This is a genomic window from Corynebacterium sp. KPL1814, from assembly GCF_000478175.1.
In the GTDB taxonomy this organism is placed as follows: Bacteria; Actinomycetota; Actinomycetes; order Mycobacteriales; family Mycobacteriaceae; genus Corynebacterium.
In genome coordinates, this window is the sequence record NZ_KI515778.1 from 41,727 (window position 1) to 61,374 (window position 19,648).

Genomic DNA, 19,648 nt, shown 5'->3' on the forward strand with positions numbered 1-19,648 from the left:
CTAGGAGCCGCTGGGCACCTAGCACGGCCACACAATGGCAAACTTTTCAAGAACTTATCCATGCAGGCGTCTTAGCCAGGTTTCTGGTCACGGCGTCGACGACTATTAAGTTGGGGTATAAACGTGGCACAAGAAGTGCTCAAGGATCTGAACAAGGTCCGCAACATTGGCATCATGGCCCACATCGATGCTGGTAAGACGACCACCACCGAGCGTATTCTCTTCTACACCGGTATCAACCGTAAGGTGGGCGAGACGCACGACGGTGCATCCACCACTGACTGGATGGCACAGGAAAAGGAACGCGGCATCACCATTACCTCGGCTGCCGTGACCTGTTTCTGGAACAACAACCAGATCAACATCATTGACACCCCGGGTCACGTTGACTTCACCGTTGAGGTTGAGCGCTCCCTGCGTGTCCTCGATGGCGCCGTCGCCGTCTTCGACGGTAAGGAAGGTGTGGAGCCGCAGTCCGAGCAGGTGTGGCGCCAGGCTGCCAAGTATGACGTTCCGCGCATTTGCTTCGTCAACAAGATGGACAAGCTGGGCGCAGACTTCTACTACACCGTTGACACCATCGTTGAGCGCTTGGGTGCTAAGCCGCTCGTTATGCAGCTGCCTATCGGCGCTGAGGATGACTTCGACGGCGTTGTTGACCTGCTGAACATGCAGGCCATCACCTGGCGCGGCAAGGTCGAGACCGGTGCTGAGCCAACCTACGAGGAGATCCCTGAGGACCTCAAGGAAAAGGCTGAGCAGTACCGCGAGCAGCTGGTTGAGGCCGTTGCAGAGTCTGACGAAGAACTCATGGAGAAGTACTTCGGCGGCGAAGAGCTCTCCATTGACGAGCTGAAGGCCGGTATCCGCAAGCTGACCATCAACTCTGAGATTTACCCGGTCTACTGTGGTACCGCTTACCGCAACAAGGGTGTCCAGCCGCTGCTGGATGCTGTTGTGGACTTCCTGCCTAACCCGCTGGACGTGGGCGAGGTTATCGGCCACGCTGTCGGCGATGAGGACCAGCAGCTTACCCGTAAGCCTTCCGTTGAGTCTTCCTTCTCCGCACTGTCCTTCAAGATTGCAGCTCACCCATTCTTCGGTCAGCTCAACTTCGTGCGCGTTTACTCCGGCCAGGTCACCCCTGGTACCGAGGTCATGAACTCCACCAAGGGCAAGAAGGAGCGCATCGGTAAGCTCTTCCAGATGCACGCCAACAAGGAGAACCCGGTGGAGCAGGCTGACGCCGGCAACATCTACGCCGTTGTTGGTCTGAAGGAAACCACCACCGGTGACACCCTGTGTGACAAGAATGACCAGATCATTCTTGAGTCCATGGACTTCCCGGACCCGGTTATCAAGGTCTCCATCGAGCCGAAGACCAAGGCCGACCAGGAGAAGCTGGGTAACGCCATCCAGAAGCTCGCTGCCGAGGACCCAACCTTCACCGTTGAGTTGGACGATGAGACCGGCCAAACCGTTATCGGCGGTATGGGCGAGCTCCACCTCGACGTTCTTGTTGACCGCATGAAGCGCGAGTTCAAGGTCGAGGCGAACATCGGTAACCCACAGGTTGCTTACCGCGAGACCATTCGCCGCAAGGTGGAGTCCATCGACTACACCCACAAGAAGCAGACCGGTGGTTCCGGCCAGTTCGCAAAGGTTATCTGCACCATCGAGCCGTACAACCCGGACCCAGAGACCTTGGAAGAGGGCGAGTCTGCAACCTACGCCTTCGAGAACGCCGTGACCGGTGGCCGCGTGCCGAAGGAATACATCCCTTCCGTCGATGCTGGTATCCAGGATGCAATGCAGTACGGCTACCTGGCTGGCTTCCCGATGGTCAACATCAAGGCAACGCTGGAAGACGGCGCTTACCACGACGTTGACTCCTCCGAGATGGCTTTCAAGCTGGCCGGCTCCCAGGTATTCAAGGAAGCTATGGCCAAGGCAAAGCCGGTTCTGCTGGAGCCAATGATGGCCGTTGAGGTTGTTACCCCTGAGGAGTACATGGGCACCGTTAACGGTGATATCTCCTCCCGTCGTGGCCAGGTCTTCGCCATGGAAGACCGTTCCGGCGCCAAGGTTGTCAAGGCTAAGGTTCCGCTGTCTGAAATGTTCGGCTACATCGGTGACCTGCGTTCTTCCACCGCAGGCCGCGCTAACTTCACCATGGTCTTCGACTCCTACGCTGAGGTTCCTTCCTCCGTGGCACAGGAGATCATCGAAGAGCGCACCGGCGGCGCTAACTAATAACGACGCCCCGCCCATTAAGCGGTGGCTAAGGGCTGGTAGTCTCTGCCAGTAGATGCCAGCCTCACCGCCAAATGCGGCAACTGGGCCGGGTAGCGGCGGGCTGAGTTTGCAGCTAAAACCATTGGTTGTGAATTGAGCCGGCCGTTACCCTCCCAGGATCCTTTATTTGAGACTCTTGTTGAGGGAAATGGCCGCGAAAATACGCGGGGTTACCTCCTATAATGGCGGTTTGAAAAAACCGCGGGATAAATCTAGGATCGTGTAACTGGCACGTAAAGAAAGCGTCATTAGCGCTTTGTCCCAGACAATGGGTCAGGTGCCAATGACAACTGTCAACCACGTGGCTGCGAAGGTCGTAGCCACCATATAGTCCAGGAGGACATACAGTGGCAAAGGAGAAGTTCGAGCGTACGAAGCCGCATGTGAACATCGGCACCATCGGACACGTCGACCACGGCAAGACCACCACCACCGCAGCGATCACCAAGGTTCTGGCTGACCAGTACCCTGAGGAGAACCAGGCATTCGCGTTCGACATGATCGACAAGGCTCCTGAGGAGAAGGAGCGCGGTATTACCATTAACATCTCCCACGTGGAGTACTCCACCCCGAAGCGTCACTACGCACACGTTGACGCCCCGGGCCACGCCGACTACATCAAGAACATGATTACCGGCGCAGCTCAGATGGACGGCGCTATCTTGGTTGTTGCTGCAACCGATGGCCCGATGCCGCAGACCCGCGAGCACGTTCTGCTTGCTCGCCAGGTTGGCGTTCCTTACATCCTCGTTGCACTGAACAAGTGCGACATGGTTGACGATGAGGAAATCATCGAGCTCGTGGAGATGGAAATCTCCGAGCTGCTCGCAGAGCAGGACTACGATGAGGAAGCTCCTATCGTTCACATCTCCGCTCTGAAGGCACTCGAGGGTGACGAGAAGTGGGTACAGTCCATCGTTGACCTGATGGAGGCCTGCGACAACTCCATCCCTGACCCGGAGCGCGCTACCGACCAGCCGTTCCTGATGCCTATCGAGGACATCTTCACCATTACCGGCCGCGGTACCGTTGTTACCGGCCGTGTTGAGCGCGGTCGTCTGAACGTCAACGAGGACGTTGAGATCATCGGTATCCAGGAGAAGTCCCAGAACACCACCGTTACCGGTATCGAGATGTTCCGCAAGATGATGGACTACACCGAGGCTGGCGACAACTGTGGTCTGCTTCTGCGTGGTACCAAGCGTGAGGACGTTGAGCGTGGCCAGGTTGTTATCAAACCGGGCGCTTACACTCCTCACACCAAGTTCGAGGGTTCCGTCTACGTCCTGAAGAAGGACGAGGGCGGCCGCCACACCCCGTTCATGAACAACTACCGTCCTCAGTTCTACTTCCGCACCACCGACGTTACCGGTGTTGTGAACCTGCCTGAGGGCACCGAGATGGTTATGCCTGGCGACAACGTTGAGATGTCCGTTGAGCTCATCCAGCCCGTTGCTATGGACGAGGGTCTGCGCTTCGCTATCCGCGAGGGCTCCCGCACCGTCGGCGCTGGCCGCGTTACCAAGGTTCTCGACTAATCGAGGCCTCGTAACCGCTCAGTAGAGCTTTAAGAGTCCGCTGCACCGCATGTTGGTGTGGCGGGCTTTTTGATCCCTAGACGCGTTCCCCGTGCGGTGGCGGCCGGCACTTGAGCGGGTGGGTGCTGCCGCTCGGGGCTGGTGGACCATTCACAGCTCGAGTTATGTGTTTAAGCCTTTGTCTGTGGCAAGAATGGTGTACAGGGGGACGAACGAGGCAGGAGAGCCTCAAAACGTAAAGAAAGACCTTCCGTGCCTGCGGGCAGGGAAGGCCTTTACTTAGTGAGGGAGTAGTGACTACTTCTCCCAGCCGATGTTTTCCTTAGGGACGACGGCGAATCCGGGGGCGCCCATGTTGGCGATGCCCTTCTTCAGGCCGACCATCTGTGGGCCGTTGGCGTACGGAAGCATTCCGTATTCTGCGAAGGCTTCGGACTCGAGCTCATTGATGCGCTTGATCTGCTCATCGCGGGTCGGCAGCTTCTGCATCTCTTCGATCTTTTTATCGAATTCCTCGGTACCGGTGCCGGACTTGTTGAGGGTGGAGTCGCTGGCGTAGGTCCGTCCGAAGAATGCTGGGCCGAAAGGGTCACTTGCCGCGAAGCCGGAGAGCAAGAGGTCGAAGTCGCGCTCGCTGACGATCTTGGAGAAATCAGAGCTTGGGCGCTCCTCAATTTTCAGCTCAATGCCCGCGTCCTTCAGCATCTTTTGGACGGCGGCAGCGGTTGACTTGGAGACCTCGTCATCGCCGATAAGCACGTAGCGAAGTGTAAGCTTTTCGCCGTCCTTGCCGTAGTAGCCATCATCGCCTTGAGTGTAGCCGGCGTCTTCCAGCAGGCTCTTGGCCTCTTCAACGTCGTACTCGAGTACCTCAGAAAGGTTGTCCTTGTAGTCTTCCTGGGTTGGGTAGAGTGCCAGGGAGCCAGGCATTTCCTCTTCATAGCCAAGGCCGTTGTAGCGAATTTCTGCGAGCTGGTCGCGGTCGATGGCTGCAAAGACTGCGTGGCGAACATCCTTATCAGCCAGCTGCGGTGCCTTGGAGTTCAAGGTGAACAGGATGCTAGCCGGGCGGGTGGCTGCACGGACGTCGATGGAATCGCCCATATCTGCGGCGATGGTGAGGTTGTTCTTGATGCCTACACCGGCAGCGTCGATTTCGCCAGCCTGGAAGGCGTTGATGGTTGCCTGGGACTCCATCGCGCGGTAGCTGACCTTATCCAGCTTCGGTTCATCGCCCCACCACTTTTCGTTAGGAACGAAGGATACGGTGCCGCCGCGGAAGTCGGCGTTTTCTACCTTGAATGGGCCCGCACCGTACTGTGGGTTGAGCTTACCCAGGTACTCCTGGTCAAACTTCTCGGCGGTATCGATCGCTGGGTGCAGGATGTCGTTGAAAAGTCCCTGCCACCATGGGTATGGACCCTCAAAGGTAACGACGGCCTCCTTGTCGTTTTCACCCTTCTCCACGTATTCGATCAGATCGTAACCATCGGTGGAGTTGACCTGGACGTTCATGTCCTTGCCGTTGTTGAAGCGCCAGGTGTTCTCGAAAGCGGTCTAGTCAATGGGGGTGCCATCGTTGAAGGTTGCGTCATCGTTGATGTGACCAATCTAATAAGATATAAGCGAGCGCACAATGCACGTAGCCTCGTGATGTACATCGCCAATCAAGCGACAGGTATTATTTCAGTGTAGGCACTTAGGGTGCTAATAAGAAAAATGGGATTCAGCTGCAGATTTAAAAACCTGAATTGTTTAACAGTTATAAGGAACGCTTACCTGAAAATAAGTGACAACGGGGGTAACCGATCGACCAGGGCGGGGCGATCCCCTGTGGCTGTATTAGGGTGCAAGGGCTCGGTAGGCTAGACCCTTATGGAAGATCCCACTCGCATTGACCCGACCTTGGCGGCGCTGCGCACGGCATGGGAGGGCCAGCCCGATCTGAGCCTGCCTACGCTTTTTGCCTTATTGGCCAACCGGGGCATCGGCTGGGGCGTGAGCGACGCGGAGTTGGTCGCCGAACTTGAGCGGCAGGCCGAAGTTCACCCGCCGTTATTGCCCCTCGAGGATGGCCGTGTGGGCACAGGTGTGTGGCTCGTGCTTAGCGATGCCCCGACCTGCCGCATCACCGCCGATGCCTCTCATATCATTGTTCGCCGCGCGAATACTCAGCCAGTAGTGTGGCCATATAGCGCCATTAGGCCAACAGGGCCTGGCCGGCCCTTTGTGGTTACGGATACTGAGGGCTTTGAGCACCGTCTTGGAATCGTCTCCAGCATCATGCGCTTGGCTGACCGGCTACCAGAACTCAGCGGCCTTAAACGCTACGAGTTGGGTGACTTTGTCTATGTCCTCCGCTTCGAGGACGCGATTGCAGTTCTAGACCACGGATTGCATCTCTTTCATAAGGAGAATCGGCGGGTGGTGGCCCGCGATTATGCGTGGAAAAGGATAGAAAAATGCCGCCCCGGCGAGGAGCTGGAAGTACTCCTCGAGGGCGGCGATTATGCGCGATTGGGCAAGGTGGTTGAGGTCCTTGTTGCTGAGACCCCAAACCCCTTATTCAGCTAAATCCTTCATCGGCTTAACCTTGGTGAAGTGCAGCTTATAGCTGGTATCCAAGTCAGCGTTTGGGAAAGCCTCCCGGAAGTCGCGTTCATTGGTCTCCACAGCATCAGTCAGTCTCTCCAGCGGGGTATCTGGGTTAGCAACCACCGTGTACTGCAGCGTTGGGCGGGCGCGGTCGTATGCAACCAAGCGGTCTACGCGTTCCACTCCATCGAGCGAGTCCAGATCCTTGGCCACCGCGGTGGCGATGGCGTTCATGGATGCAGAGATTGCGCCTTGTTCATTGGAGGCTGCGGATTCCACATTATTAAAGCGGCGGTGACGAAGGTTCACGACGATGAGCCACAAGCCAATGATGAGCAGCAGGGCAGAGGCGCCAGCCAAGACCCACACCCACCAATTATTATCGCCCAAAGTGCGCCACGTATCGTGGTCTACCCACTCGGCCAAGTACTCAGCAAATTCCACATTGAAGTTAATGAGGATCGGCCATACACCTAGCGCGATGAGGATAATTCCAAGCAAGCCGAGGAGGATTCGGTCAAAGGTAGCAAGCTTTTTAGACATGATTATCCATCTCCGGAATCTTCTCTACGGCTACGGTGACCTTGGGTGGGTCTGCAAGGACCTCTAAAGCGCGGGTGACAGCCTTTTCCACGCGCCCAGGCAAATCGGCGTCTTGCTCATCGCCATTAACGGTGACCTTCGCGCTCTTGGTATCCGCCGAAGTCTGCGCGGAAGCAACTCCCGGAACACGGCGTGCTGCAGCAGAGCTCAATCGCGCGACATCGACTGGCCGCATCCACATGGAAGCGGACTCGGAAGCGACCTGGGTGTGGGTATTGCGACGGGTCTTTACCGCAGCGAATACAAAGATGAGACCAACCACGATGGAAGCCACGCCAGCCCAGATCATCCACGTCTCTAATTGCTCGGTGGCAATAAGATCAAGGACCGGCTGAACCCACGATTGGGCATTGGCATCTGCTCCGACAAGCCAGGTTTCGCGGACGCCCACAATGCCAATGGCAAGCAGAACGAAACCCAGAATTACGGTCCACGTGCGCACTGCAGGAGACGCCTTGGGCCGCTGCCCGAAATGCTCAGGCAAATTCATTTCAGCCATTATTGCCTCCTTGCTCGTGGTACGGGGTAACGGAAATGGCACGCAGCGGCTCAGGCCGTGGCGCATAGACGTGCAACGGGCGCTGGCTAGCTGGCGATACCTCAATGCGCTTTAGCGGTTCCTGACGCGGGGTCTGAACCTTGCGCAGGGACGCGGGCCTAACGGTCCGCACGCGTTGCTCGCTTCGGGAATTGTCGATCTTGATCTTGCGCAGCGGCTGCGGGCGCGGTGGCTGCACCTTGCGCAGGGGAGCCGGGCGGGCAATGCGAACGCGCTTTTTCTGTTCTGAATTGTCGATCTCGATTTTGCGCAAAGGCTGCGGACGGGGAACAGAGACCTTTGCCTTTTTGACAAAGGGGCGTACCTGTCCGCTCGGAAGCAACCTGCCAGGGCGCGGAGCGCGAACGCTGCGTACCTGCTCTGGGCGTGGTTCGACGATGCGACGCGGTTCGTGATCTTCTGGAGCGCTTATTTCTAGCAGCTGGTGGTCTGGAAGAGCAGCGGAAATGCTGCGCACCGATGCTTCTCGCGGCGTATCGACGGAGCGCACTGGCGTGTCACCAGAGGGCGTCGATACTCCGCGAACAGCAACTTCCTTTCCAGAAGAAATTTCGCGGATTTCCGCCTCTTGCGGGGTGTCGACGTTGCGAACCGTGGCTTCTTCCGGAGTCTCGATGCTTCGCACTTCGACCGAGTCATGAGTAACGGGTTGGGTCACGGTAGAAGGACTGACCTCCGGGGTAAAAGCTGAAGAGGCAGGACGCTGCGCAAGCTGTTCTGCGGTAACCCGGGTATCCGGAACCGATTCACCGACGGTGACATTAACGCGGGTGGTGGAATAGCCGGTATGGGCAGCAATAGCCTCTGAAATGGCGGCACGCGTACTTTCCGCGACTGCGGTAACCGGAGACGGCCACACCACAGCGATGGTCGCGCTCACGGCAGCGACTTCACGCTCTGGATCCATCTGTACCGAAACCCGTGGATAACCGCGTCCGCCAATGCCAGCAAGCTTGGCATCTAAATCTTTTGTGCCAGGCACGCTAGCAATTGCGGCGGTCACGATTCGTTCCATGGTCCGCAGCGAGAAACGCGTGTGGCCCTTAGTGGAACCTTCTGACATTAGCCTTGGCCTTTCTCCTTGCCAATGAGGCCATTCCACACAGCGCTGAGGTCGATGCGGCCATCAAAGTGGGAGCCCAAGAGGCCACCGACGGCAGCAAGCAGCACGGCGAGCAGCGTCCAACCCCAACCTAAGTACAAAAAGAAGGCAAGTAGTAGGCCGATAACAATGCCCAATGTGGTGTAATTCTTCATATCTAATCCTTCGAGGGAGCAGCGGATAAGCCATCTACGGCGTCAGAAAACTCAACGTCGACGCGTTCCAGCTCCGTACATGCCTTGCGGGCGGCCGAGCGGATTTCTTCCGCTAGGCGGTACAGATCAGGCTGCGCACTGATATCAACACGGACGTTGATTTGCAGGTGGCGATCGTCGCGGGGATCGGGCCGGCGCATGCCGGTAACCCTTTCGCCCGGGAAGAGTAGGCTCACCGAGCCGTAGGGTCCGCCGTCAAGGCCCGCGACACCGTTGAGCTTTTGCACCGCTTCCGCAATTGCGTGAGCGTGGCTTACCTCGAGCTCAAATTGTGCTCGGGGTTCAGGCATTGCTCTTATGCCTGGCCCTGGTTCAGTGCAGCCTGCTCTTCAGACTCGGAGTCTTCCTTCGGCAGCTTGACGTTGTGAACAACAACATCAACGCGTTCTACGGTCAGGCCGGTCATGCGCTCGACAGCGTTCATGATGTTGCGGCGGATTGCCTCAGCCAGCTCGTGGATAGCAACACCGTACTCAGCGGTGATGGCGATCTCGATCTTTGCGGAGCCGTTTTCTACCTCTACGTCAACACCCTGGCGTACGTCCTCGGATGCACCGAAGGACTCGCGGATGGTGCCCATCATGCGAGCGCCGCCGCCACCGAGGGAGTCAACGCCGGAAACTTCGCGGGCTGCAATGCCAGCGATCTTGGAAACAACGACGTCATCAATGGTGGTGGTGCCGTACTGAGTCTCCAGGTTGTTGTTTACCTCGCGCTCTTCAGAAGCGGCAACGTTGTTCTCAGAGTGCTTTGCAGGAGTGTTGTTCTCAGACATGGTCTTTAAGGCCTTTCCTTAAATATTGACTTGCATGGTCGCAATATGAAATTGAAGGACCAAGAACCAGCGGTTCAAAATCCTTCCTTGAGCGTACCTACCGCTTAACCACACGTGGGGTCTGGGACAACAATATTTACCAAAACGTGATTATTGGCACTATTGCTGGGATGGTTTGAAAAACACCAGCCCATCGTGCTTAAATATTTAGGTTGCTTTAACAGGGCAGCGCGAACCGGTAACGCACCGTCTTAGACACGGTGCATATCGGCGAGACGCTGAGCTGGTAAAGCGAACATGACACCTTCGTTGTCACCGTGGATCAGGATTTTCCTGAAACACAGACTGGAAGGTCATCCGATCGGGCTAGGTCCGCGCTAGAGCAGAGACACCCCGAGACGATGGACCGGAGAAGGGGCATGGCAAATAAACAGCGGCAGTTAGCGAATAGGACACTCTCCACGTGTAATGCGTGAAAACCGTCCTCTTCACAATACTTTGACTACGGGTCTTGTGCCCCGTCAGGAGCACTGCAGACTGGCATTTGCCATGTGCTGTATCTCTTGGTTGTCATGACAGTCAGACCACTGGCGTTGTGTCAGGCCCCAGGCCCGGACAACGTTATAGAGAAATCGAGAAGCAATTTCCCACCGCTTCACGCCCCGGAAACGCCGGGAATGTGAAAGTGGGGAAGCGAGGAAGAGGATAAGCGTGGCGGGACAAAAGATCCGCATTCGGCTGAAGGCCTATGACCACGAGGCAATCGACGCTTCTGCAAAGAAGATCGTCGAGACCGTTACCCGTACGGGTGCTCGTGTAGTTGGCCCAGTGCCGCTCCCAACCGAGAAGAACGTGTACGCAGTTATTCGTTCTCCGCACAAGTACAAGGACTCTCGCGAGCACTTCGAGATGCGCACGCACAAGCGCCTGATCGATATTCTCGACCCGACCCCGAAGACCGTTGATGCTTTGATGCGCATCGATCTTCCGGCAAGCGTCGACGTGAACATCCAGTAAGCGACTTTGGTGGAGAACTAATAATGAGTGAAAACGAGATCAAGGGCATTCTGGGCAAGAAGCTCGGCATGACCCAGGTCTTCGACGACGAAAACCGCGTTGTTCCGGTTACCGTCGTTGAAGCAGGGCCATGCGTTGTCACCCAGATTCGCACCCCCGAAACCGATGGCTACAGCGCCATCCAAATCGCCTTTGGCGAGATTGACCCACGCAAGGCAAACAAGCCTGAGTCTGGTCACTTCAAAAAGGCTGGCGTAACCCCGCGTCGTCACGTTGCGGAAATCCGCATGGACGACACCTCCGCATACGAGGTTGGCCAAGAGGTCAAGGTAGACATCTTCGAAGACATCACTTTCGTTGACGTCACCGGCCAGACCAAGGGCCACGGCTACGCTGGTGCTATGAAGCGCCACGGCTTCCAGGGTCAGGGCGCAGCTCACGGTAACCAGGCCGCTCACCGCCGCGTTGGTGGTATCGGTGGCGCTGCTACCCCTGGCCGCGTCTTCAAGGGCAAGCGCATGGCTGGCCGCATGGGCCACGACCGCGTGACGACCCAAAACCTGAAGATTCAGAAAGTCGATGTCGAGTCCAACCTGCTGCTCATCAAGGGTGCTATCCCTGGTGCGCGCGGTGGCCTCGTCACCGTTAAGACCGCAGTGAAGGGCGGTGCACACGCATGAGCAACCTCAAGCTAGACGTCCACACCTCCGAAGGTAAGACCAATGGCTCCGTGGACCTGCCGGCTGAAATCTTTGACACCGAGGCATCCGTTGCTCTGATGCACCAGGTAGTCAACGCACAGCTTGCTGCTGCTCGTCAGGGCACCCACGCCACCAAGACCCGCGGCGACGTCCGCGGTGGTGGTCGCAAGCCTTTCCGCCAGAAGGGCACCGGTCGTGCGCGCCAGGGTTCCATCCGTGCGCCGCACTACACCGGCGGTGGCACCGTCCACGGCCCGCAGCCACGTAGCTACGCACAGCGCACCCCTAAGAAGATGATCAAGGCTGCTCTCTTCGGTGCGTTGTCTGACCGTGCTCGCAACGAGCGCATCCATGTCATCGAAGAGTTGGTACCTGGCCAGAAGCCGTCCACCAAGGCGGCTAAGGCCTTCCTCGAGTCCCTGACCGAGCGCGACAACGTGCTGCTGGTTATCGGCCGCGAGGACATCAACGCCCGTCGTAGCGCTAATAACCTGCCGAACGTTCAGATCCTGCACGCCGGTCAGCTCAACACCTACGACGTTCTCTACTCCGATGACGTTGTGTTCTCCGTTGAGGCGCTACACACCTTCATCACTCGCGCTACCGGCGCGGATAAGGAGGAGAACTAATGGCTAAGATTTCTAACCCGCGCGATGTCATCATCGCCCCGGTTGTATCTGAGAAGTCCTACGGTCTGATGGAGCAGAACGTCTACACGTTCTTCGTCTCCCCAGACTCCAACAAGTCCCAGATTAAAGATGCCGTCGAGCAGATCTTTGACGTGAAGGTCGACTCCGTGAATACCGTAAACCGTGCAGGTAAGCGCAAGCGCACCCGCACCGGCTTCGGTCAGCGTAAGTCCACCAAGCGCGCATACGTGACGCTCCGTGAAGGCAGCGACTCCATCGACGTCTTCGGCGCAGGCGCTTAAGCGCCACCGGAGAGCCGAAAGGAAAAGGAAGAATTATGGCTATTCGTAAGTACAAGCCGACAACTCCGGGTCGCCGCGCATCCTCCGTATCTGAGTTCGACGAGATCACTCGCTCGACTCCGGAGAAGTCCCTGCTGCGCCCGCTGAGCAAAACCGGTGGTCGTAATAACTACGGCCGCATCACCACCCGCCACATCGGCGGTGGCCACAAGCGCCGTTACCGTCTGATCGACTTCCGTCGTAACGACAAGGACGGCATTCCGGCAAAGGTCGCTCACATCGAGTACGACCCGAACCGCACCGCAAACATTGCTTTGCTGCACTATGTAGATGGCGAGAAGCGCTACATCATCGCACCGAAGGGCCTGAAGCAGGGTGCTGTTGTCGAGTCCGGCCCGAACGCAGATATCAAGGTGGGCAACAACCTGCCGCTGCGCAACATCCCAACCGGTTCGACCATCCACGCTGTTGAGCTCAAGCCGGGCGCTGGCGCTAAGCTGGCTCGCTCTGCTGGTGCTTCCATCCAGCTGCTGGGTAAGGAAGGGAAGTACGCCGTTCTGCGTATGCCGTCTTCTGAGATCCGCCGCGTGGACATCCGTTGCCGCGCAACGGTTGGTGAAGTTGGCAACGCCGAGCAGATGAACATCCGCTGGGGCAAGGCCGGCCGCATGCGTTGGAAGGGCGTTCGCCCGACCGTCCGCGGTGTCGTTATGAACCCGGTTGACCACCCACACGGTGGTGGTGAGGGTAAGACCTCCGGTGGTCGCCACCCAGTGTCCCCATGGGGTCACAAGGAGGGTCGCACCCGCAACCCGAACCGTTACTCCAACAACATGATCGTGCGCCGTCGTCGCCCGAACAAGAAGCGCTAAGAGGAGGTAAACAATGCCACGCAGCCTTAAGAAAGGCCCGTTCGTCGATGAGCACCTCCTCAACAAGGTGGATGCTCAAAACGATGCAGGCACCAAGCAGGTCATCAAGACCTGGTCTCGCCGCTCGACCATTCTCCCCGATTTCATCGGACACACCTTCGCCGTCCACGACGGCCGCAAGCATGTGCCGGTCTTCATCGAGGACTCCATGGTCGGCCACAAGTTGGGCGAGTTTGCACCAACCAAGACCTTTAAGGGTCACGTCAAGGATGACAAGAAGGGACGTCGATAAGCGATGAGTGAGACCATCACCTCCGCATCCGCCACGGCCCGCTACGTCCGCGTTACCCCGATGAAGGCACGTCGTGTGCTCGATCTGGTCCGCGGCAAGTCCGTAAGCGAAGCTTTGGCAATCCTAAAGTACGCACCGCAGGGTGCTTCCACGCCAGTTGCAAAGGTCGTTGCTTCCGCAGCCGCTAACGCTGAGAACAACTTCGGCCTCGACCCACGCACCTTGGTCATCTCCGAGGCATACGCCAACGAGGGCCCGACCATGCGTCGTTTCCAGCCGCGTGCACAGGGGCGTGCATTCATGATTCGTAAGCGCACCAGCCACATCACCGTGGTTGTCGAAAGCCAGCAGGAAGGGGCCAAGTAATGGGCCAGAAGATCCATCCTCACGGCCTACGTTTGGGCATCACTTCCGACTGGAAGACCCACTGGTTCGCGGATAAGGACTACGCGAACTACGTAGCCGAAGACATCAAGATTCGTAACTACCTCAACAAGGGCCTCGAGCGTGCCGGCATCGCCGACATCGTTATCGAGCGCACCCGTGACCGCGTCCGCGTGGACATTCACACCGCCCGCCCGGGCATTGTGATTGGCCGCCGCGGTGCTGAGGCTGACCGCATCCGCCGCGAGCTGGAAAAGCTCACCGGTAAGATGGTTGCCCTCAACATTCTCGAGGTCAAGCAGGTAGACGCAAACGCAACCCTGGTTGCTCACTCCATCGCGGAGCAGCTGGTTAACCGCGTCGCATTCCGTCGTGCAATGCGCAAGGCTATCCAGTCCGCTATGCGCCAGCCACAGGTCAAGGGCATCAAGATTCTGCTGTCCGGTCGCCTGGGCGGTGCAGAAATGTCCCGCGTTGAGCGCTACCACGAGGGCCGCGTTCCGCTGCACACTCTTCGCGCCGAGATCGACTACGGCACCGCAGAGGCCCACACCACCTTCGGCCGCATCGGCATCAAGGTGTGGATCTACAAGGGTGACGTCGTCGGTGGCGTACGCGAGTCCGAACTGAACGCTCCGGCACAGGGCCGTGGCCGTGGTGACCGCAATGGTCGCTCCCGCCGCGGTAGCCAGCGCCGCCAGCGTGCACAGCAGAAGCAGGAGGGCTAATCCATGCTGATTCCTAAGCGTGTTAAGTACCGCCGTCAGCACCGCCCGAGCCGTCGTGGCGTGTCCAAGGGCGGAAACCGCATTAACTTCGGCGATTACGCAATCCAGGCACTGGAGCCTGCGTACATCACCAACCGTCAGATTGAGGCCGCACGTATTGCCATCAACCGCCACGTCAAGCGTGGTGGCAAGGTGTGGATCAACATTTTCCCGGACCGTCCGTTGACCCAGAAGCCGCTCGGTGTTCGTATGGGTTCCGGTAAGGGCCCGGTTGAGAAGTGGGTGGCTAACGTGAAGCCTGGCCGCGTACTTTTCGAGATGAGCTACCCAACTGAGGCTGTTGCAATCGAGGCTCTGCGCCGCGCTGGCCAGAAGCTTCCTTGCAAGGTCCGCATCATCAAGAAGGAGGACCAGTTCTAATGGCAACCGGTACCCCCGCCCACGAGTTCCGTGAGCTCGACAACGCAGAGCTGGAAACCCGTCTGAAGGATGCGAAGGAAGAACTGTTCAACCTTCGTTTCCAGAAGGCCACCGGCCAGCTGACCAACAACCGCCGCATCGGCACGGTTAAGCGCGACATTGCCCGCATCTACACCGTTCTGCGCGAGCGCGAGCTGGGCCTGTCTGTCGCTCCGGGAGCTGAGGCTTAATCATGAGTGAGGCTAACGTGACTGAATCCAAGAAGGGACCAACTCCGAAGAAGGAGAAGGTCAAGGGTGCTCCTAAGGTCCGCACCGGCTACGTCGTCTCGGACAAGATGTCCAAGACCATCGTCGTCGAGTTGGAAGACCGCAAGCAGCACGCTCTGTACGGCAAGATCATGCGCTCTAACAAGAAGGTTAAGGCGCACGATGAGGAAGAAACCGCAGGCGTAGGCGACCTCGTACGTATCGCTGAGACCCGCCCGCTGTCCAAGGACAAGCACTTCCGTCTCGTAAAGATCATCGAGAAGGCTAAGTAAACCCTAGCCAGCGCAGCCCTTGTACCGGACCACATGGTTCGGCGCAGGGGCCTCTCGCTGTTTTAGAGCTCTTACGGTCGGGCCCTTCCATAGAACCAATAGGGCACCCAGGTGACGTCGTCGGTAGCAAGGCCCCAGTCTTTGACCGCGAGGCCCCGGACCTTTTTTGCCAACTCCCCCTCGCCTGAGACCCACACGTACCCAGGTATCGGCGCACCGTCATAATCTGCTTTCAGCGCGGCAACAACAGAATCCGCCTCCTGATGCGGCTCGGTGCGAATCACGCGCAGGCTGCGTACGCTCGCCTCCCACCTGGCAGCAAGCCCAGGCTCTACCTCGTCATCGCTAGTTACCACGGCCATAACGTCGGTACGGGCGAGCATCGCCGGGTCATGGACCTCTTGGTAGGAGAGGATATGCCGCAGGGCTGGTAGGGCGGAGGAATCGGCGACTAATAGCTGCGCCGCCTCGGTTGGCCGCCACAGCTCGTTGCAGGTAAAGAATCCCGCTGTATCGCCGGGCTGCGCGCGGAGAATCCACCGCGAACCGGGCCCGGAGTCACCGTGGGTGACTACGTCCACATCAACCGTGGCGTCCTCAGGATGGAGCGCCCGGATGGTGTACCAGCGCAAATCGGGCCGAGTTTCTTCGTCTATAGCGGCCACCGCCGCCCGGATATTGACCCCATCGACGGGGAACGGCGTAAATTCTTGCCCGGATTGCGGCATAACGAGGCCAAAGAATTCATCGGGGCCGGCGAACTGATACGTCCTGAACGCCTCGGAATGAAGCGTCAAGCGGTGCAGCCGCGGCCGGATTTGATCATTGGCGGTTAGGGTAACGGGAATTAATTCGTGTTCAGGCATCGGCGACGATTGTAGGGAAGAGTTCATGCATCCAACATACTCCTACAAAGTTAAGGCTTGCCTAAGCGCTAAACCGAGGTCTAAGATGAGCCACGTCATTTTCCTCCTTTATTGAAAGGGTTTCCCTCATGAAGATTTTCGGGCGCCGCACCATGGGTGTTGTGGCAGTGCTGTCCGCCGGAGCCGTTGCCTTAGCCGGTTGCTCGCGCGGTGAGGGCGATGAAAGTACGCAGTCGACAGACGCTGCCAGCGAGGAGCGCGTGGCTAGCCTGGGCTTGGGGGATGCCGATACGCTGCTCGCCCTGGGCATCACTCCCGTGACGGTGGCGCCGTGGGGCGCTGAGGGCGATGGCGATCCTTCCGGCGTTGGCCCGTGGTCAAAGAAGCTGCTTGGCGATGCCAAGCCTGAGGTCATCTACAACACCGCAACTGGTTTCACCGCGGATACCTTCGAGCAGATTACCGCTGCTGATCCCACCAAGATCATTGCTGTGAACCAGGCAGTAGATGCGCGCACGAAGGAATCCCTGGAGGATATCGCGCCGACCACCGTCAAGCCGGATGGCTATGAAGACTGGCAGGTTCCCTGGGAGGACCAAGTTGAGGCCATCGCGGATGCCGTGGATAAGGAAGACGAAGGCGATAAACTTATCAAGGACACCGAGAACGCCTTCGAGGAATTCCGCCGCGAGCACACCGAATTGCAGGGCAAGTCCGCAGCCATCGTCATGCCCTATGACGGCAAGATTGGCCTGTACACCGATGAGGATGGGCGCGGCCAGTTCATCGAGGATCTTGGCATGGAAATCCCTGATGAGTTGAAGGGCGATGGCAGCAGCTTCTTCGTTGACATTGCCCCGGAAAACTACGCAAAGCTGAACCAGGTTGATCACCTCTTTGTCCTGGACTACAACGGCTCTGCCGATGTCTTGAAGAAGGATAAGACCTTCCAGGGCCTCGATGTAGTCAAGGATAAGCGTGTGCGCTACCTGGACACGGATACCGGCAACGCCATGAGCATGCCCAACCCAGTGACCATTCCCTGGGCAATAGATAAGTTTGAAGAGAAGCTGTAATTGTCAGCAACCACGAAGGACGGCCAGACTATCCAGACGGGTCTCACAGCGCAAAACCCCACAGCCACACCGGTGATGGCGCGGGGAAAGGGCCGCAAGACGTTCCTTGTCGCCCTCATCCTCGCCAGCCTGGCGCTGGCGGTGGCGTCCTTGGCGTTGGGTTCCCGTTCCATTCCGCCCGATGAGGTCATCGCCGCGCTGCGCGGGGCAGGCGAGCAGGATATCCGCGATATCGTGTGGAACCTGCGCATGCCGCGCACCTTCTTGGCCTATTTCGCCGGCGCGGCCCTTGCCGTCGCCGGTGTCTTGGCGCAGTCGTGGACCAGGAACCCGCTGGCGGACCCGGGATTTATTGGCATTACCGCAGGCGCGTCGTTCTTCGTTGCCCTGGGCACGGCCATCGGCATTGCTACCACCACCGGCATGCGCACCACTCTCGCGCTTGCAGGGGCGGGCATTACCACGCTGCTGGTTCTGGCCGTCTCGCGGCGGTTTCAGGATCCGCTAACGCTCATTCTCGTCGGCGCCGGTGTCTCCGCCGCCTTGGGATCGGGCGCGGTGATCATCGGCCTGTATTCCACGGACGTCCTCGATAGCATGCGGCGCTGGACCATCGGTTCGACCTTTGGGCGCGGCCCAGAAGACGTCGCCATTGCGGGTATTGGCCTGCTCATTGGCCTCGCGTGCGCGGCGATGGCGGCTAGGCCGCTCGACCTTTTGGCCATGGGGGAGGAGTCCTCGCTCGCCTTGGGCGGATCTCCCACCACCGCGCGGGTGGGCGCAGCACTCAGCGTCGTGGTGCTGGCCGGCAGCGCCACGGCGGCAACGGGCCCCATTGCCTTCGTCGGCTTCGCCATTCCCCACATCGTGCGGCGGGCGGTTGGCCCCAGCGTTGCCACGATGATCCTGCCCTCTGCTCTCCTGGGCGGTTGCGCCGTGCTCGCCGCCGATATCATCGGCCGGCTCATCGTCGGTAACTCGGAGCTAGAGATGTCTATCGTGCTTGCCATCGTGGGCGCGCCCTTCCTCATTTGGGGCGCCCACCGCGGCGTGGGTAGATCGTGGGGCGATAACGCATGACAACAATTAGCAGTATCCTGCAAGCGCAGCAGCGCCGCAGGCACGTCCGCGTGCTAGCCTCTACGCTCGTATTTGGCCTCATCGCACTTGCCGCCTACCTGGTATTACTGGGGAAAGGCCCGCTGGAGTTGAGCCCGCGGCAGGTCATCGATGTGCTTACCGGCGGCGGCAGCGAGAGCCACATCAGGGTGGTATGGGACTTGCGCCTGCCGGTCGCCATCGCCACCGTCATCGTCGGCGCCGCCCTCGGCGTGGCCGGTTCGTGGACGCAGACCATGGCCCGCAACCCGCTAGCATCGCCGGATATCCTCGGCGTTACTGGCGGCGCATCGGTCCTGGTGGTGCTGGGCACCGTGCATTCGCGCCCCGGTTTCGCGGACGGTATCCCGGACTTCTGGTGGCGGGCATGCTTGGCGATGTGCGGCGCCCTCCTCGTCGTTATTCTCCTCGCCGTCTTGGGTGGCATCGGCACGAGCAATCGCATCGTCATCGTCGGCATCGCCCTATCGCTGATGTTTCAGGCCATCGTGGCGTATTTGATGCGCAGCGCCCAGATCCAGCGCGCGGCCGAGGCGCAAACGTGGCTGGCGGGATCGACCGGGTTCGTGCGCATGGAGGTCATCCTTCCCCTGCTGGTGGCCTTGGCGCCGTTCCTCGCCATAGGCATCTGGTGCGCGCGGGAGCTGCCGCTGCTTGCCCATGATGATTCCTCCGCAACCACCCTGGGCGTCAATATCTCCCGCCAGCGCGCCCTGCTGCTCATCGCGGCAACCGGCATCTGCGCCGTGGTGGTCTCGGTGGTGGGACCCATTGGTTTTATCGCGCTGCTGGCACCGCACCTGGCGCGGATGGTGGCGCGCACGCCTACGCCCTCGCCGGTGGCATCGGCAGCCGCAGGCGCGGCTCTGCTGACCGTGTGCGCCGTTATCGCCGGCGCGATTCCGGTTAACGCCCCGGTGGGCGCGGTCTCCTCGGTCATCGGCGGCTGCGCCCTGGTGGTATTGGTGTGGAATGCGGCCCGGCGCAGTTAAAAGCCGTGGCGCGGCACAGCGAAGTTC

General features: G+C 59.0%; 25 protein-coding genes. 17 read left to right on the top strand and 8 right to left on the bottom strand.

The genetic code is table 11. The annotated features are described in order from the left end of the window. Positions 1 to 123: 123 nt before the first annotated feature. The gene (gene fusA / locus HMPREF1257_RS09905) at positions 124 to 2,253 is read left to right on the top strand and encodes an elongation factor G (RefSeq protein WP_023016729.1); all 2,130 of its coding nucleotides are present in this window, start codon (positions 124 to 126) and stop codon (positions 2,251 to 2,253) included. 389 nt (positions 2,254 to 2,642) lie between these two features. Next, complete coding sequence (gene tuf / locus HMPREF1257_RS09910) at positions 2,643 to 3,833, top strand: elongation factor Tu (protein WP_023025170.1); 1,191 nt, start codon at positions 2,643 to 2,645, stop codon at positions 3,831 to 3,833. Between the two features lie 297 nt (positions 3,834 to 4,130). On the opposite strand, the gene HMPREF1257_RS09915 is transcribed toward tuf, so the two are convergent. Next, positions 4,131 to 5,348: an ABC transporter family substrate-binding protein gene (locus HMPREF1257_RS09915; RefSeq protein WP_023025171.1), complete on the bottom strand. Its 1,218-nt coding sequence runs from the start codon at positions 5,346 to 5,348 to the stop codon at positions 4,131 to 4,133. 360 nt (positions 5,349 to 5,708) lie between these two features. Between HMPREF1257_RS09915 and HMPREF1257_RS09920 the strand changes: the two genes are divergently transcribed. After that, entirely contained in the window at positions 5,709 to 6,407 is a 699-nt protein-coding gene (locus HMPREF1257_RS09920) for a hypothetical protein (RefSeq protein WP_023025172.1), read from the top strand. On the opposite strand, the gene amaP is transcribed toward HMPREF1257_RS09920, so the two are convergent. Genes amaP through HMPREF1257_RS09950 form a run of 6 tightly spaced genes read right to left on the bottom strand, consistent with a single transcriptional unit; the run spans position 6,396 to position 9,682 of the window. Further along, the gene (gene amaP, locus HMPREF1257_RS09925) at positions 6,396 to 6,971 is read right to left on the bottom strand and encodes an alkaline shock response membrane anchor protein AmaP (protein WP_023025173.1); all 576 of its coding nucleotides are present in this window, start codon (positions 6,969 to 6,971) and stop codon (positions 6,396 to 6,398) included. The two genes, HMPREF1257_RS09920 and amaP, sit on opposite strands and share 12 nt — an antisense overlap. Then, positions 6,964 to 7,530: a DUF6286 domain-containing protein gene (locus HMPREF1257_RS09930; protein ID WP_023025174.1), complete on the bottom strand. Its 567-nt coding sequence runs from the start codon at positions 7,528 to 7,530 to the stop codon at positions 6,964 to 6,966. The genes amaP and HMPREF1257_RS09930 overlap by 8 nt, the downstream gene beginning before the upstream one ends. Then, on the bottom strand, positions 7,523 to 8,653 hold the full coding sequence (locus HMPREF1257_RS09935; protein WP_023025175.1) for an Asp23/Gls24 family envelope stress response protein: 1,131 nt from the start codon (positions 8,651 to 8,653) through the stop codon (positions 7,523 to 7,525). Before HMPREF1257_RS09935 ends, HMPREF1257_RS09930 begins: the two co-directional genes overlap by 8 nt. Beyond that, on the bottom strand, positions 8,653 to 8,847 hold the full coding sequence (locus tag HMPREF1257_RS09940; RefSeq protein WP_023025176.1) for a hypothetical protein: 195 nt from the start codon (positions 8,845 to 8,847) through the stop codon (positions 8,653 to 8,655). Before HMPREF1257_RS09940 ends, HMPREF1257_RS09935 begins: the two co-directional genes overlap by 1 nt. A gap of 2 nt (positions 8,848 to 8,849) precedes the next feature. Further along, positions 8,850 to 9,197: a hypothetical protein gene (locus HMPREF1257_RS09945; protein WP_023025177.1), complete on the bottom strand. Its 348-nt coding sequence runs from the start codon at positions 9,195 to 9,197 to the stop codon at positions 8,850 to 8,852. Positions 9,198 to 9,202: 5 nt separating this feature from the next. Beyond that, positions 9,203 to 9,682: an Asp23/Gls24 family envelope stress response protein gene (locus HMPREF1257_RS09950; RefSeq protein ID WP_005276899.1), complete on the bottom strand. Its 480-nt coding sequence runs from the start codon at positions 9,680 to 9,682 to the stop codon at positions 9,203 to 9,205. Positions 9,683 to 10,393: 711 nt separating this feature from the next. On the opposite strand from HMPREF1257_RS09950, the gene rpsJ reads away from it, so the two are divergent. The 11 genes from rpsJ to rpsQ are packed head-to-tail and all read left to right on the top strand — an operon-like array spanning position 10,394 to position 15,568. Then, positions 10,394 to 10,699, top strand: coding sequence for a 30S ribosomal protein S10 (gene rpsJ / locus HMPREF1257_RS09955; protein WP_003848085.1), 306 nt, complete (start codon positions 10,394 to 10,396; stop codon positions 10,697 to 10,699). Positions 10,700 to 10,722: 23 nt separating this feature from the next. Then, on the top strand, positions 10,723 to 11,379 hold the full coding sequence (rplC, locus tag HMPREF1257_RS09960) for a 50S ribosomal protein L3 (RefSeq protein WP_023025178.1): 657 nt from the start codon (positions 10,723 to 10,725) through the stop codon (positions 11,377 to 11,379). Then, on the top strand, positions 11,376 to 12,029 hold the full coding sequence (gene rplD / locus HMPREF1257_RS09965; protein WP_023025179.1) for a 50S ribosomal protein L4: 654 nt from the start codon (positions 11,376 to 11,378) through the stop codon (positions 12,027 to 12,029). Before rplC ends, rplD begins: the two co-directional genes overlap by 4 nt. Next, complete coding sequence (gene rplW, locus HMPREF1257_RS09970; protein ID WP_005276934.1) at positions 12,029 to 12,331, top strand: 50S ribosomal protein L23; 303 nt, start codon at positions 12,029 to 12,031, stop codon at positions 12,329 to 12,331. Before rplD ends, rplW begins: the two co-directional genes overlap by 1 nt. A 35-nt stretch (positions 12,332 to 12,366) precedes the next feature. Then, a complete protein-coding gene (gene rplB / locus HMPREF1257_RS09975) occupies positions 12,367 to 13,203 on the top strand; it encodes a 50S ribosomal protein L2 (RefSeq protein ID WP_005276935.1) in 837 nt (278 codons plus the stop codon). 13 nt (positions 13,204 to 13,216) lie between these two features. Then, entirely contained in the window at positions 13,217 to 13,495 is a 279-nt protein-coding gene (rpsS, locus tag HMPREF1257_RS09980; RefSeq protein WP_005276936.1) for a 30S ribosomal protein S19, read from the top strand. Positions 13,496 to 13,498: 3 nt separating this feature from the next. Then, positions 13,499 to 13,861, top strand: coding sequence for a 50S ribosomal protein L22 (gene rplV / locus HMPREF1257_RS09985; protein ID WP_023025180.1), 363 nt, complete (start codon positions 13,499 to 13,501; stop codon positions 13,859 to 13,861). Beyond that, positions 13,861 to 14,607, top strand: coding sequence for a 30S ribosomal protein S3 (gene rpsC, locus HMPREF1257_RS09990; protein ID WP_023025181.1), 747 nt, complete (start codon positions 13,861 to 13,863; stop codon positions 14,605 to 14,607). The genes rplV and rpsC overlap by 1 nt, the downstream gene beginning before the upstream one ends. Before the next feature lie 3 nt (positions 14,608 to 14,610). Further along, positions 14,611 to 15,027, top strand: coding sequence for a 50S ribosomal protein L16 (gene rplP / locus HMPREF1257_RS09995; RefSeq protein ID WP_005276943.1), 417 nt, complete (start codon positions 14,611 to 14,613; stop codon positions 15,025 to 15,027). Further along, positions 15,027 to 15,257, top strand: coding sequence for a 50S ribosomal protein L29 (rpmC, locus tag HMPREF1257_RS10000; RefSeq protein WP_005276944.1), 231 nt, complete (start codon positions 15,027 to 15,029; stop codon positions 15,255 to 15,257). Before rplP ends, rpmC begins: the two co-directional genes overlap by 1 nt. 2 nt (positions 15,258 to 15,259) lie before the next feature. Continuing rightward, positions 15,260 to 15,568, top strand: coding sequence for a 30S ribosomal protein S17 (rpsQ, locus tag HMPREF1257_RS10005; RefSeq protein ID WP_023025182.1), 309 nt, complete (start codon positions 15,260 to 15,262; stop codon positions 15,566 to 15,568). A 71-nt stretch (positions 15,569 to 15,639) separates the two neighbouring features. On the opposite strand, the gene HMPREF1257_RS10010 is transcribed toward rpsQ, so the two are convergent. Further along, complete coding sequence (locus HMPREF1257_RS10010) at positions 15,640 to 16,434, bottom strand: siderophore-interacting protein (protein WP_034659645.1); 795 nt, start codon at positions 16,432 to 16,434, stop codon at positions 15,640 to 15,642. Between the two features lie 128 nt (positions 16,435 to 16,562). On the opposite strand from HMPREF1257_RS10010, the gene HMPREF1257_RS10015 reads away from it, so the two are divergent. Genes HMPREF1257_RS10015 through HMPREF1257_RS10025 form a run of 3 tightly spaced genes read left to right on the top strand, consistent with a single transcriptional unit; the run spans position 16,563 to position 19,621 of the window. Then, positions 16,563 to 17,510 (top strand): ABC transporter substrate-binding protein, encoded by a 948-nt coding sequence (locus HMPREF1257_RS10015; protein WP_023025184.1) that lies wholly within the window; start codon positions 16,563 to 16,565, stop codon positions 17,508 to 17,510. Then, entirely contained in the window at positions 17,511 to 18,590 is a 1,080-nt protein-coding gene (locus HMPREF1257_RS10020; protein ID WP_023025185.1) for an iron ABC transporter permease, read from the top strand. After that, on the top strand, positions 18,587 to 19,621 hold the full coding sequence (locus HMPREF1257_RS10025; protein WP_023025186.1) for an iron chelate uptake ABC transporter family permease subunit: 1,035 nt from the start codon (positions 18,587 to 18,589) through the stop codon (positions 19,619 to 19,621). Before HMPREF1257_RS10020 ends, HMPREF1257_RS10025 begins: the two co-directional genes overlap by 4 nt. Positions 19,622 to 19,648 lie beyond the last annotated feature (27 nt).

What these genes read in the sequence shown, in the direction of transcription:
- rplB (WP_005276935.1), top strand. Translation starts at nt 12,367, where the DNA reads ATGGCTATTCGTAAGTACAAGCCGACAACTCCGGGTCGCCGCGCATCC.
- HMPREF1257_RS10010 (WP_034659645.1), bottom strand. Translation starts at nt 16,434, where the DNA reads ATGCCTGAACACGAATTAATTCCCGTTACCCTAACCGCCAATGATCAA.
- rplW (WP_005276934.1), top strand. Translation starts at nt 12,029, where the DNA reads ATGGCTAAGATTTCTAACCCGCGCGATGTCATCATCGCCCCGGTTGTA.
- HMPREF1257_RS09915 (WP_023025171.1), bottom strand. Translation starts at nt 5,348, where the DNA reads ATGAACGTCCAGGTCAACTCCACCGATGGTTACGATCTGATCGAATAC.
- rplP (WP_005276943.1), top strand. Translation starts at nt 14,611, where the DNA reads ATGCTGATTCCTAAGCGTGTTAAGTACCGCCGTCAGCACCGCCCGAGC.
- HMPREF1257_RS10015 (WP_023025184.1), top strand. Translation starts at nt 16,563, where the DNA reads ATGAAGATTTTCGGGCGCCGCACCATGGGTGTTGTGGCAGTGCTGTCC.
- rpsC (WP_023025181.1), top strand. Translation starts at nt 13,861, where the DNA reads ATGGGCCAGAAGATCCATCCTCACGGCCTACGTTTGGGCATCACTTCC.
- HMPREF1257_RS09940 (WP_023025176.1), bottom strand. Translation starts at nt 8,847, where the DNA reads ATGAAGAATTACACCACATTGGGCATTGTTATCGGCCTACTACTTGCC.
- HMPREF1257_RS09930 (WP_023025174.1), bottom strand. Translation starts at nt 7,530, where the DNA reads ATGGCTGAAATGAATTTGCCTGAGCATTTCGGGCAGCGGCCCAAGGCG.
- rplV (WP_023025180.1), top strand. Translation starts at nt 13,499, where the DNA reads ATGAGTGAGACCATCACCTCCGCATCCGCCACGGCCCGCTACGTCCGC.
- HMPREF1257_RS09950 (WP_005276899.1), bottom strand. Translation starts at nt 9,682, where the DNA reads ATGTCTGAGAACAACACTCCTGCAAAGCACTCTGAGAACAACGTTGCC.
- rpmC (WP_005276944.1), top strand. Translation starts at nt 15,027, where the DNA reads ATGGCAACCGGTACCCCCGCCCACGAGTTCCGTGAGCTCGACAACGCA.
- amaP (WP_023025173.1), bottom strand. Translation starts at nt 6,971, where the DNA reads ATGTCTAAAAAGCTTGCTACCTTTGACCGAATCCTCCTCGGCTTGCTT.
- HMPREF1257_RS09920 (WP_023025172.1), top strand. Translation starts at nt 5,709, where the DNA reads ATGGAAGATCCCACTCGCATTGACCCGACCTTGGCGGCGCTGCGCACG.
- rpsQ (WP_023025182.1), top strand. Translation starts at nt 15,260, where the DNA reads ATGAGTGAGGCTAACGTGACTGAATCCAAGAAGGGACCAACTCCGAAG.
- rpsS (WP_005276936.1), top strand. Translation starts at nt 13,217, where the DNA reads ATGCCACGCAGCCTTAAGAAAGGCCCGTTCGTCGATGAGCACCTCCTC.
- HMPREF1257_RS10025 (WP_023025186.1), top strand. Translation starts at nt 18,587, where the DNA reads ATGACAACAATTAGCAGTATCCTGCAAGCGCAGCAGCGCCGCAGGCAC.
- HMPREF1257_RS09945 (WP_023025177.1), bottom strand. Translation starts at nt 9,197, where the DNA reads ATGCCTGAACCCCGAGCACAATTTGAGCTCGAGGTAAGCCACGCTCAC.
- HMPREF1257_RS09935 (WP_023025175.1), bottom strand. Translation starts at nt 8,653, where the DNA reads ATGTCAGAAGGTTCCACTAAGGGCCACACGCGTTTCTCGCTGCGGACC.
- rplD (WP_023025179.1), top strand. Translation starts at nt 11,376, where the DNA reads ATGAGCAACCTCAAGCTAGACGTCCACACCTCCGAAGGTAAGACCAAT.
- rplC (WP_023025178.1), top strand. Translation starts at nt 10,723, where the DNA reads ATGAGTGAAAACGAGATCAAGGGCATTCTGGGCAAGAAGCTCGGCATG.